Origin of the sequence: Alloscardovia criceti DSM 17774 (assembly GCF_000376885.1) — a bacterium.
Taxonomy (GTDB): Bacteria; Actinomycetota; Actinomycetes; order Actinomycetales; family Bifidobacteriaceae; genus Alloscardovia; species Alloscardovia criceti.
On record NZ_AQXR01000009.1, the window covers coordinates 95,129 to 107,770 of the forward strand.

Here is a 12,642-nt window from a genome sequence, read left to right on the forward strand (position 1 = left end):
AGCAGCGAGACATTCCACAATTTGCATTATTCCTCAGAATTCTTCAGTAAATCCTCTTTACGGAACTGTCGAATAGGCTTCTTTGGCGCCAATTTTGGCGCACGCATTGGAGTGGCAGGAGACATTGGTTCAGGGCACGGCAACGAGAAGATATGCGTTGGATGATTTGCAGCCTCGACCTTATTGCCCTTTTCATCCCAAATATCATCAGCAACTTCCAGCACATACGGCTGCACGCCTGGGCGCACGAATTCGACCTTTAAGCCAGGAATAACCTTGTTTTTCGCCTTAAACGTGACGCGACCATCCTGCCACGAAATGACATCGCCAACCATCTGCCAATCGTTGATATAGCCGCCCTTTTCTGTCTCCTGACCCGCTGGAGATTCTGGATAATAGAACGCTGTGCAGTATGGGCGATGCACGACCTTAAAAGGCTCGTCCTTCAACCATTGTGGCAATTCAAGATGGCCGAAATCGCCGGATTCACGCTGCTCTACGTACATATTCGTAGCCATTTTATACGCATTTGTGACAACGGCAGAATACAAAGCAGACTTCGCACGACCCTCGATTTTCAAGCTGGTCGCGCCGGCATCGATTAAATCATCGATGTGTTCCAACATGTTCATATCTTGAGAATTGAAAAGATATGCGCCATGCTCGGTTTGCTCGATTGGATAGAACTCATTAGGGCGACGTTCTTCAACGACGCTCCACTTCCAGCGACACGACTGCGCACAATCGCCATGGTTCGCATCGCGGCCCGTCATGTGCTGCGAAATCAAACACCGCCCAGAAAATGCCATGCACATAGATCCGTGAACGAAGCATTCAATGTCCAAATCGGCCGGTGTATTTTTGCGAATATCGCGCACGGCATCCAAGCTCAATTCGCGCGCCAAAACCACACGCTTTGCGCCCAGTTCATACAAAGAATTTGCGGCGAGATAATTAACAACTCCCGCCTGAGTAGAAATGTGAATTTCCAACTGCGGGGCGACACGATGCGCCATCATCATGACACCGATGTCAGATACGATGACCGCATCCACACCAATATCGGCGAGGTCGGAAATATACTGCTCGATGCCCTGAATTTCAGGATTTGTAGGCAAAACATTACACGTAATAAAAATGCGCGCGTGACGTGCATGCGCATAACGCACAGCCTCTTGCAAATCTTCGTATGAGAGATTCTTTGGAGCGGTGCGCATGCCGAACATTTTTCCTGCGCAATATACGGCGTCTGCACCATAATCGATGGCCAGTTTGACCGTTTCAAGATTGCCTGCTGGCGCTAAAACCTCTGGACGATGGCGACGCATCATCGGATTGCTCAGACTATACGGTGGCTCATGATCCGCGAGCGCGGCGGTGATGCGCGGTGCGTTGTCACCGAAAAATTCTGTATTTACTAATCCTTCAATTTCCCCGCGCTGGGCGGGCTTTGCCATACCGGTTTCATTCATAATGAATATTGTGCCTGAACCGCCCCGACAAGAGGCCTTATGCCGCGAGCGTATTCATGTGACATGTGCATGAAGTTTGCGGGAGGGGCGGCACGTTCGATGGGTCTAGGCAGATTTTGCAGATTGGACCATAAACCATCTCATAAGAGTGCGCAAAAGCCTGCGATTCTTCCCCGAAATCACACACTCACACGTCGTATCGCCAATTCTTATCGGTCAAAATTCTCGCAAAAGCAAGGCCAATCGGAAGCCCCACGATAACGAGCATGGCGCGGAAAATCCAGTCCATAGCATTCACTGTTTGCAAATTGCCGAGTTCGTAAACGGCTCTATACATATAAAGTCCTGGCACCATAATCACGATCGATGGGACCGTCAAGCTGATGCGCGGGAAACCCCACTTTGCAGGGAGATAACCGTGCCGGACGGAGATGCGCCAGGCAGATGCGAGAAGCCCCGCAATTAGTGCACCAAGGAATGCGGCGAGTTCCAAGGACATGGAGAAATAGTTGACCATGACGAGTCGGGTTGTGTCGGCGATGGCGCCGATTCCGCCGGCAACGAGGGCCATCTGCCAAGGTGAATTGAAGAGTACGGAGAATCCCCACACGCCGCCGATTGCGGTGAGGAAGATGAAGGTGATGTCGAGCCACACGGGCAAGACTGGCGCTTCGAATCCGTTTGGGCTCAGGCCGACCATGGTCGCAACTACCCACGCGGCGAGGGTGCCCACGCCAACGACACAGAGGAAGTACACGATGCGTTGGATGCCAGACGGAAGGTCGAGTTTGGCGAGATCGAGGCCGCCGGTAATCAATGGGAAGCCGGGAACGATGAACAAAATCGCGCCAATGTACGCCGTGTCATGGCCGAGCGCGTGCGGATCAACGTATCCGATCATACGCAGCGTGGCGATAGTGACGAGGGCTGCGACGATGACGCCGATGGCCACTCCGAGGAATTGGTTGAGACGCTTGGCGTTCATGTGGCTTCGTACGAATTGGCCGACTCCGGCCCCCACGAAAGCGCCAATCATGTCGTATGCGGCGCCACCCAGGAGGAAAACGAAGCAGGCGCAGGCAACGGCTGAGCCGAGGGCTTGCATCCACGGGCCGTAGAGACGGGGGCGTTTTTCGATGGCGTCGAGTTTTTCGTGGGCTTGGCGCACGGTGATGCGAGGGCGGGCGGCGGTGTTTTGGGTTGGGGTTTGGGTTTGCGTTTGGAGCGCAGGGTCGTTTTGCGCATTCCGTTCGAATCCGATTCGATCTTGCTCGGCGGATGAAACGGAAATTTTGAATTGTGAGGAAGAATCTACACTGTTTTTTGCAGATGAGCCCATTTTTGACAAAAATTGGGCTCTTTTTTGAGCTGAAACGGGCTCATGTGCAAAATTCTTGAGAGAACGTTCGTCAAAACCGAAATTTGCCGAGTCAGCGTCATCGTCGGATTCTTCGGCCGCATATTCAAATACCTCCGATGCAGCATCTGTATGGTACACACCTTCGTGTCCCAAATTGACAGTAAGCCAATCTGCAAAATGTTCCATCTGCCAAATGCGCTCCGTATTCACGCCAACGGTAGGCAAATCCACCACTTCAGTTACGCGGTCGGTACCGTCCGAGCAGGAGGCCTCAATGCTGGTCAGATTGACGTCAGCCCTGACGTACACGCCCAGCGCGTATCCTAAGCGATTCATGATTTCCTTGACGCGGTAGCTTCCCGTGCCAGCGCTCAGATCGAGGTACCCCGTGCGAACGATGACGCTCGCTTTCGCAGCTAGGCAGGCATCCTCGATTGGAGTATCAAAATCGGCCACGATATCATCCATATCCAATGGAATTGAATGGCGATGCTGCATCGCGCCGTTTGCGGCTTTGCGTGATTTTGACGTCTTCGAGGTGCGATGTGGGGCTGGATTGGACGTTCGTGTAGATGCTGTCGTTGGTGCTGTACTCACAGGCACCATTGTTGACACTAGGCTTGACAGGGTCAGGCACGTTTTTTGCATTTCGTCCCATTTTGGGTGTCAATTTACTCCTCGTGTAGTCATGAAATGGTCGCTTATGCAAAAAACTTCAGCAAAGCAGCGAATAGTGGCTTCTAACAATTTTCAATTTTCTCGATTGGGGGCTTATTCACCGTCCGGCGTGGTTTCCTCGCTTGAGAATTGCGTAAGAGCAGAATAAGAATTACGTTTTTCTCCCTTCAGATCCTTCTTTCCTCCACTTTTTTGCACATCGTCCCATTGCGGAGGCCGGATTCGGGCATATGGCCGTAAAAAATGGTCCCATCTGCAAAAAACGTAATTCGATTTCGTCACAAATCCGTTTTCACCACTACTGCCTGCCTTCTTCGTTCGCCTCGACCATCCTTCTCTGGCACACAAAGCCGCGCTCCTTCCCTATCTCGCAAAACCACCGGACAAACCCGCAGCACAACTCGCCACACAAGCCCCCTCCCCCGACACCATGTGAGACAACAAGTGAGATTCCTCACCTTTTGTGTCATGGCGGGGCGTACACTAAAAATCGTCAGGTTATCAATATCAACGTGGCTTTGGGTTCGCAACGTTTGACTTCACATAACTGGGGAGGAGCCCCAGATGGCCAAAAGACCGAACAACCACTGAGATGTTGGAGGAGGTCAAATGACTGAAAAAAATCTGCCAGAACGTCTCCAAGATAATTTGGAATTATGCTTGGAAATTTTGCGCAAGGTTCTCGGTGAATATGACATCGAACTCTTGGCTCAGTTCGATGAGTTGCGTGAAGACGTTATCGTGGCAAGTAATACAACAGATGATGACGATGAAGCAGCCGTAAACGTGGCAGCCGAAGGTCTTGCAGCCGCTGCAAAGCTTTTGGATGAGTCTTCTCTCGAAGATGCAACCATGCTGTCGCGCGCTTTCACCGTTTATTTCCACCTTGCAAATCTATGCGAAGAAAACTACCGCGTTTCTGTGTTGAAGAATCGCGAATGGGGCGTTGATACACACGCTGCAACCGATCCCGTTAATGAACTTACCGTTGCTTATAAGCAGCTTATTGACGAGGTGGGCCTTGCAGGAGCGAATGAACTTCTCGAAAAGTTGGAGTTCCACCCAGTATTCACCGCTCACCCAACTGAGGCTCGCCGCAAGGCAGTCGAGGGCAAGATTCGCCGCATTGCCAAGTTCTTGCAGGATCGTGAGAACACCGGCGGATCTGCACGCGCGGAAATGGACCGTCGTCTGCATTCTGAGATTGATTCTCTGTTCCGTACATCGCCTATCGGTTTGAAGAAGCCAACTCCAGTGGAAGAGGCGGATACCGTTATCGATGTATTTGATAACACTTTGTTTAATGTAATTCCTAATGTTTATCGTCGTTTTGATGATTGGATTTTAGGCGCAAAAGCTGGCACCGTGCCACCTGTCTGCCCTGCATTCTTCCATCCGGGAAGCTGGGTTGGTTCCGATCGCGATGGTAATCCGAATGTTACGGCGAAGGTTTCACGCCAAGTTGCTCGTAAGTATTACGATCACATGGTTTCCAAGTTGGAAGAGGCAACGCGCAAGACTGCTACACGCCTTACCGTGGAAAGTGGCACCACACCTCCAAGTGATGAGATGAAGGCACTGTGGAGTCGCCAAAAAGAAATGAGCGAACGTCTCACAAGCCGAGCAGAACTCATCTCAACCAGCGAACCACACCGCGCCGCAATGATTGTGATGGCCGATCGCTTGGCCGCAACCGTTGAGCGTGACGCTGATTTGATGTACCGCAGTGCCGAAGATTTTATCGCCGATTTGCGCGTCGTGCAGCGTTCTTTGGCAGCTGCTGGCGCTGTGCGCATTGCGTATGGTGATATTCAGGCGTTGATTTGGCGCGTGGAAACCTTCGGATTCCACATGGTGGAGATGGAATTCCGCCAGCACTCCCTCGTTCATGCTCGCGCTTTGGAAGATATTCGCGAACACGGATTGCATGGCGAGCGCGGCCCACTCCAGCCAATGACTATCGAGGTTTTGGATACATTCCGAGCCATCGGATGGATTCAGCGTCGTCACGGACGCAAGGCTGCCGGTCGTTATCTCATTTCGTTCTCGAAGTCCGCGCAGCACGTTCGCGATGTGTATGAGCTGAATCGATTGGCGTTTGCAAACCCAGCCGATGCCCCAGTTTTGGACGTAATTCCACTATTTGAGCAGCTCGAGGATTTGGAAAACTCCGTTTCCGTGCTCGATGACATTATCAAGATTCCAGAAGTCCAGCAGCGTTTGAAGGAAACTGGCCGTCGCATGGAAGTCATGCTCGGTTACTCGGATTCCTCCAAGGATGCGGGTCCAACGTCAGCAACCCTTGCCTTGCACCGCGCTCAGGAAAATATCGCGCGCTGGGCAAAGGAAAACGACATCGATCTCACCCTCTTCCATGGTCGTGGTGGAGCTGTGGGTCGCGGTGGCGGTCCTGCAAACCGTGCAGTGCTCGCCCAGCCGGTTGGTTCCGTAAATTGCCGATTCAAGTTGACCGAGCAAGGTGAAGTCATCTTCGCGCGCTATGGCAACCAGGTTTTGGCAACTCGCCACGTTGAGTCTGTGGCTGCGGCAACTTTGCTCCAGTCCGCCCCATCTGTGGAAAAGACCAACACTGAGATGACCAAGAAGTTTGACCCAATGGCTCAGACTTTGGATGAGGCCTCTCACAAGCGATTCTTGGATTTGCTGGGAAGCGACGATTTCGCGCCTTGGTTCTCCATCGTGACGCCTCTGACGGAGGTCGGCTTGTTGCCAATTGGCTCTCGCCCAGCAAAGCGTGGTTTGGGTGCAAAGTCCCTCGATGATTTGCGTACAATTCCTTGGGTGTTCTCTTGGTCTCAGGCGCGCATCAATCTCGCCGCTTGGTACGGATTGGGAACGGCTTGTGAGGAATTCGGCGATTTGGACACCTTGCGCGAAGCGTACAAGACATGGCCATTGTTTAACACCTTCATCGACAATATTGAAATGTCGATTGCTAAAACCGATGATCGCATTGCGCGCATGTATTTGAGCATGGGCGACCGCGAGGATTTGAGCAACAAGGTACTCGACGAGATGGCGTTGACGCGCAAGTGGGTGCTTGCAATCAAGGGCGTGGAATGGCCTCTGCAGCATTCGCACACTCTGGGTATGGTGGTGAAGGTGCGTTCTCCTTATGTGGATGCTTTGTCCATCGCACAGGTGCGCGCACTAAAGACCTTGCGCCGTCGCGTGGATAAGGAAGAACTCAGCGAGTCTCAAATCGGAGACTACATCTACCTCATTTTGTGCACCGTGAGCGGAGTTTCCGCCGGCCTGCAAAATACGGGCTGATCCTTATTTAGTCGGTCGTAATTGTTGGGATCTCTTGCTTTTTGCAGGAGGTCCCAACTTTTTTTGCGCACTGTGCGCCTGTGCCGCGTGCTTTTTGCTTATGGCTCGGGCAAGTTCGCGTGGGCTGGATTGCGGAAAGTATGGAAAGCACGGATGGGGATGTCGGTTTTTTGACGAATTTCTTTTTTTGATTGTTAGGAAATTGATTTGCTCCGGTTTTTTGCAGATTGGACCACTGCTGATTTGAAACGAAGAAAGATCACAAAAGGAGCAACCTGTAAGCCCAATATTTCCAACGTTTAAGCTCGGTTCCCGCTGAGTGCCCTGCCTGGGCTGAGACCCACGTGGGCTAATATGCAAAAAACGCTGCTTATCTGGGTTATCTTCGAAGTTTCCCTCCCTTTTTTGCAGAATGAACCATTCCATCAGCAGCACGATGACGAACTTCTAAAACGCCTCCTCAAAATCCTTGCAATTCCAAGGATTTATTACGGCTGTATCGGAACGTGTTGTCTACGCTCTAGAAAAATGGGCCGATATGCAAAAAATAGTTCCAAAACAAAAAGTCTGCGAAGATTACTCAGTTTTTTGCACATGTGACCATTTCAGTTTTCCGGTCACCGCTCAGCCATAAGCAGCACCCGTTTTGCCCAACAATTTCAATGCTTCAGCAAGTTCGTATCGATTGTCGTCAAAAGTTACCCATTACCAATGGTCCGTTTTGCAAAAAAATCGCTTTAACTGGAGCAGTTTCGATTTTTCCTCCCTTTTTTGCAGAGCGGTCCATCACAATAACGCACGATGAAGAGCCAATAAAAACACGACTGGTGAAACCTTGCAATTCCAAGGCTTTACGAATGCCACTCAGAAGTATCTTTTTCTACGATTGAGAGAAATGGTACGTTCTGCAAAAAACTGCTACGAATCCCACTTGCTCCCCACTCAAAACGAATAGACCACTTATGCACCGTCGAAAACAGCACCAAGCCCATCACTCCACCACCACCATCTCCACCACTGCCAGTTGAGTCCAGCGCCCATCACCGTCAGCTCAGCTAAATCCACTTCCACGCGCCCACAGCCCCTCACCCCACCAAACCAACGCACCCCCCCCCACCCAACCACCAAAAAAATCATCGTATTCCCTTAGTAAAATGGGGTGCATGACCAATCTAGCTGATGAAAACCAAGCAAATTCCGTTTGGACTCGCCTTCTCGAAGGAAATAAGCGCTTCGCCCGCGGCGAGGCCATCAACCCTTGGCAGGACGAAGAAACCCGCAAAAGCCTGTGCTCCGGGCAAAACCCTTCCGCTGCAGTTCTCGCTTGTGCGGACTCGCGAGTGTCCCCGGAGATTATTTTTGATGCCGGTTTGGGTGATATCTTTACCGTCCGCTCAGTCGGTGGCGTTCTCGACCAATCGGTTATTAATTCGCTTGAATTCGCAGTAGATATCCTGCACGTGTCCATTATCGTGGTTATGAGCCATGAACATTGCGGTCTGCTCGAAGCTGCCATGACCTCCGCCAAAACAGGCATCGTTCCAGAGTCCTTGCAATACGCCATCGAGCAGTCTGCCGGCACCATCGAAGCAAGCGACGATGCCGAATCCCAGGCGGATGTTGAGCGCATTCACGTGTCCATGTTGATTATGCAGTTAGTCGAGCGCAGCCCCATCATCGCCCGCGCTTTAGCCACAGAAGAATTGAAAATTGTGGGTTCTCGCTACACCATGTCGAATGGCTTGGTCGAGGTTTTGAGCTTCTAGGGATAGGATTTTTATGCCGATATGGCTTAACATTTTCTTCATTTTCGTATTCATGCTCGTCGGAAGCGTCTTTTCCGGCACAGAAATGGCGCTTGTTTCCCTTCGATCAAGCCAAATTGAGCGCATGGAGCAGGAAGATGAGCGCGGGGCCCATGTCGCACGCGTTGCCCGCGATCCTAACCGTTTCTTATCGGCATTACAGATTGGCGTCACTCTTGCAGGCTTCCTTTCGGCATCCTTCGGTGCCAGCTCGATGTCACCGCATATTGTACCCATTCTCATCACGTGGGGTTTGAGCGAAGGTCTTGCCAGCGGCCTGACCATGGTTGTGCTTACCCTGCTTATTTCCTACTTTTCCATCGTAATTTCGGAACTCGTTCCTAAGCGCATCGCCTTGCAGCAGGGCGAAAAAATTGCCCGTGCCATGGTGCCTATTATCGATATTTTTGCAACATTGACCTCTCCTATTATTTGGTTAATTGGCAAAAATACGAATCTTCTGGTGCGATTGCTGGGTTTCGATCCGAATGAGGTGGAAAGCGAAGTCAGCAACGATGAATTGCGTGTGTTGGTATCGTCGAACACGCGTTTGAGCACGGATGAGCGTGAAATTCTTGCCGATGTGTTTGGTGCCGAGCAGACTATTGTGGCTGAGGTCATGCGCCCACGTGCCGATGTCGTCTTCCTTGACGGCACAATGAGCATCCCTGCAGCCGCTGCTTTTGTGCGCGATCAGCCGTATTCTCGCTACCCCGTGATGGGCGAGAGTTTTGACGATATTTTGGGCTTCGTGCATGTGCGCGATTTGTTGGATATTCGCGATCCGAACGCCACGACCGTTTCCGATGTAACCCGCGATATTATTCAGCTTCCGGGCACTTCGCGTATTTTGCCTAGCATGAGTTTGCTGCGTCAAAAAGGCATCCATTTGGCTGTGGTTATCGATGAATATGGCGGTACGGACGGCATTGTTACACTCGAAGACATTACGGAAGAGCTCGTGGGCGACATCCATGATGAGTATGATCTGCCAGAAAACAACGATTCCACCACACCAAATGCCTTTATTAACGGTGTACTCACGGTCGATGGCGGCATGACATTGGAAGACTTCCAGGAAGTCTCAGGAATCCGTCTGAATGATGGACCTTACGAAACGGTGGCAGGCTATATGATTGCTCGCACGGGTGAGCTGGGCTATGAAGGCCAGGTGCTGTCCGATGATGGCTACGATATGGAGGTGACGGAGGTCGAAGGCCGCCGCATTCAAACCATTCAGATTCGCAGGCACGAAGACAACACCGAGGGCAACACAGAAAATTTGGAGGATTCCGACAATAACGCTACAGGAATGCAGGGCAGCGCCGCATAACCAGGAATACTCACCCATAACCACCCCTCCAGTGTCACCTCACACACCATGTGTGAACTTGCCGACATCTAAATTCTCTCCATGCGAAGTTCGCACATGACCAGTCAGAAACAGGTAAGCTGGAAGGTGCAGGGTTCAATAGAAACTACAGACACTATAGAATTCCGGAAAGAAGGCACATTATGTCATTGAATTACACTATTGCAACGCTGAGCGAAGAGGCTAGCGAAAAGATTATCTCCATTCTCCAGAGCCGCCTGAGTCAGGAGCAGGAAGCAGCCCTGATTTTGAAGCATGCTCACTGGAATGTCAGCGGACCAAACTTCATTGCGGTACACGAAATGATCGATCCACAGGTCGACGTCGTGCTCAACCAGGCTGACGAATCCGCAGAGCGCATTTCCCAGCTTGGAGGCTCCCCTGATGGCCGCCCAGATGCTATCGTGCGCAACCGCGACTGGTCTGATTTCAACACCTCCGGCACCCAGTCCACCGAGGCATATATCAAGGCACTCATCGATTACTACGATGAATTCATCGCCAATGATCGCAATGCCATCGCAGAATTGGATGAGCTGGATGTTATCAGCTCGAATATTATCCAGGATCACGTTCAGGATCTGGAAAAGTTCCAGTGGTTCCTGCGTGCGCATCTTGCATAATTCACGACATTTGCTCATCGTGCACAACTAGTACGATCCAGCACATAACGGCTCTTCCCAATCAGGAAGAGCCGTTTTTTTATGTCCTTTGCAAATCTTCCCACAAGCCCAGCCCTCTCCCCCATGGAACGTACACAGCGCCAACGAAAATCTGCCGGACTGTCTCTCGACGCAATCCATCCAACTCCCCAGCTCCTCAGCCCCCAGCCTACACACACTCACACACCGCACCCTCGGCCACGAATAATTCGGATATTTTTCTCGAAATCTCTTCTCTTCGCCTTACCTCGATGTAGGATAATTCGAGCATCTATTGCCTTGATTGCGGACACATGTCGGCCCTTTCAAGGCGCGACATCATGGGAAATGGGAAGAGGTATACGCATGCCCACACAGGACTCGCCAGTCACCACATCATCAGCGGATGATAACAGCCTTAAGAGGACGCTTGCATCCCGACATTTAACGATGATTTCCATAGGCGGAGCCATCGGTACTGGATTATTTGTCGCATCCGGCGAATCCGTGTCCACCGCAGGCCCTGGCGGCGCCCTCATCGCGTACACGCTCATCGGTTTCATGGTGTATCTGCTCATGCAGTCTTTGGGCGAAATGGCCACATATATGCCCCTTGCCGGCTCCTTCGGCGAATACGGTACACGTTTCATCAGCCCGAGCTTCGGCTTCGCTGTGGGGTGGAATTATTGGTACAACTGGGCCATCACGGTAGCCGCAGAGCTGAGCGCCGCCGCCTTGGTGATGAAGTATTGGTTCCCTAATTATCCGGGTTGGATTTGGTCTGGACTCTTCTTGGTCATCCTCATCCTGATGAACGCTTTATCCGCACGCGCTTACGGCGAAGGCGAATTCTGGTTTGCCCTCATCAAAGTCGCCACCGTGCTTGCCTTCTTGGGTCTCGGCGTATTGACGATTCTGGGCGTTCTCGGTGGCAAATCCCCAGGCTTTACGAACTGGACCACCGGCGACGCGCCTTTCGTGGGCGGCGGCATGGGCATCCTCGCTATCTTCATGGTGGCAGGCTTTAGTTTCCAAGGCACGGAAATCGTTGGCGTAACGGCTGGCGAAGCGGATAATCCTTCTGTCACCGTGCCCCATGCCATTCGCACGATTTTCTGGCGCATCCTGCTTTTCTACATCGGCACCATTGCCGTTATCGGCTTCCTGATTCCTTATACCGACCCAAATTTGCTGAATTCTGACGTAGCCAATACGTCCATTTCCCCGTTTACGTTGGTATTTGAACGTATGGGCATTGCTGCGGCGGCTTCCGTGATGAACGCCGTCATTCTTACCTCTATCCTGTCGGCTGGCAATTCTGGCCTGTATTCTTCCACACGCATGCTGTATGCCATGGCTCACAATGGCAGCGCGCCTGCGTTTCTAGGACGCACAAACAAGCATGGTGTCCCGATGAATGCCTTAGCCGTCACGTCCTTGGTGGGCGCAGCCTGCTTCATTTCTTCGCTTATTGGAGACGGCTCAGCTTACACCTGGCTGGTCAACGCCTCCGGATGCGCGGGTTTCATCACGTGGATGAGCATTGCCTGGTCACATATTAAATTCCGACAGGCTTTGGCCGCACAGCACTTCCCTCTGGAGAAGCTGCCTTATCGTGCGCACTTGTACCCATTCGGGCCCATTATTGCTTTGATTATGTGCACCATTGTGATTGTGGGGCAGAATGTGGAGGCCCTGCTGGGGCAGGAGGATATGACTGCGCTGCTGTCGAGCTATATTGGCATCCCGCTGTTTTTCGGAATTTGGATTATCCACAAAATAGTAACCAAGCTGCCGAAGGTCAACCCGGCTGAGGCGGATTTGTCGGTACCAGAACGGTAGTTATTGCTGGGCATTCACTCACACGGGATGTGGCCTTCGGTTGCATCCCGCGTTGTGTATGAAAAGCCAGATTAGCCTTGTTACCATGCGAACTTCCCGGTAGATTCGCTAAAAATAACCCCTTTGGATGATGTCTCGAAATCCTCATTTGGTAAAATGAACGTAGCTTTCTGAAGGA

General features: G+C 51.6%; 7 protein-coding genes. 5 read left to right on the forward strand and 2 right to left on the reverse strand.

Annotated features, from left to right (window positions below):
• Positions 1–26: 26 nt before the first annotated feature.
• Positions 27–1,328, reverse strand: a complete 1,302-nt coding sequence (locus tag D570_RS0102415; protein WP_083907384.1) for a peptidase U32 family protein — start codon at positions 1,326–1,328, stop codon at positions 27–29.
• 331 nt (positions 1,329–1,659) lie between these two features.
• Positions 1,660–3,330, reverse strand: coding sequence for a threonine/serine exporter family protein (locus D570_RS0102420; protein ID WP_245531851.1), 1,671 nt, complete (start codon positions 3,328–3,330; stop codon positions 1,660–1,662).
• A gap of 789 nt (positions 3,331–4,119) precedes the next feature.
• Here D570_RS0102420 and D570_RS0102430 point away from each other — a divergent pair.
• From D570_RS0102430 to D570_RS0102455, 5 genes are all read left to right on the forward strand, one after another.
• The gene (locus D570_RS0102430) at positions 4,120–6,804 is read left to right on the forward strand and encodes a phosphoenolpyruvate carboxylase (protein ID WP_018142810.1); all 2,685 of its coding nucleotides are present in this window, start codon (positions 4,120–4,122) and stop codon (positions 6,802–6,804) included.
• A 1,163-nt stretch (positions 6,805–7,967) separates the two neighbouring features.
• Positions 7,968–8,570, forward strand: a complete 603-nt coding sequence (locus tag D570_RS0102440; RefSeq protein WP_018142814.1) for a carbonic anhydrase — start codon at positions 7,968–7,970, stop codon at positions 8,568–8,570.
• A gap of 13 nt (positions 8,571–8,583) precedes the next feature.
• Complete coding sequence (locus D570_RS0102445) at positions 8,584–9,942, forward strand: hemolysin family protein (protein WP_018142815.1); 1,359 nt, start codon at positions 8,584–8,586, stop codon at positions 9,940–9,942.
• A 182-nt stretch (positions 9,943–10,124) separates the two neighbouring features.
• Positions 10,125–10,604 (forward strand): Dps family protein, encoded by a 480-nt coding sequence (locus D570_RS0102450; protein ID WP_018142816.1) that lies wholly within the window; start codon positions 10,125–10,127, stop codon positions 10,602–10,604.
• Positions 10,605–10,988: 384 nt separating this feature from the next.
• Positions 10,989–12,464 carry an amino acid permease gene (locus D570_RS0102455; RefSeq protein ID WP_026181799.1) on the forward strand — a complete coding sequence of 492 codons (1,476 nt, stop codon included), beginning with the start codon at positions 10,989–10,991 and terminating at the stop codon, positions 12,462–12,464.
• Positions 12,465–12,642: the final 178 nt, after the last annotated feature.

Excerpts from the sequence above, each read along its gene's own strand:
- D570_RS0102415 (WP_083907384.1), bottom strand. The coding sequence starts at position 1,328 with ATGCGTCGCCATCGTCCAGAGGTTTTAGCGCCAGCAGGCAATCTTGAA.
- D570_RS0102420 (WP_245531851.1), bottom strand. The coding sequence starts at position 3,330 with ATGCAGCATCGCCATTCAATTCCATTGGATATGGATGATATCGTGGCC.
- D570_RS0102430 (WP_018142810.1), top strand. The coding sequence starts at position 4,120 with ATGACTGAAAAAAATCTGCCAGAACGTCTCCAAGATAATTTGGAATTA.
- D570_RS0102440 (WP_018142814.1), top strand. The coding sequence starts at position 7,968 with ATGACCAATCTAGCTGATGAAAACCAAGCAAATTCCGTTTGGACTCGC.
- D570_RS0102445 (WP_018142815.1), top strand. The coding sequence starts at position 8,584 with ATGCCGATATGGCTTAACATTTTCTTCATTTTCGTATTCATGCTCGTC.
- D570_RS0102450 (WP_018142816.1), top strand. The coding sequence starts at position 10,125 with ATGTCATTGAATTACACTATTGCAACGCTGAGCGAAGAGGCTAGCGAA.
- D570_RS0102455 (WP_026181799.1), top strand. The coding sequence starts at position 10,989 with ATGCCCACACAGGACTCGCCAGTCACCACATCATCAGCGGATGATAAC.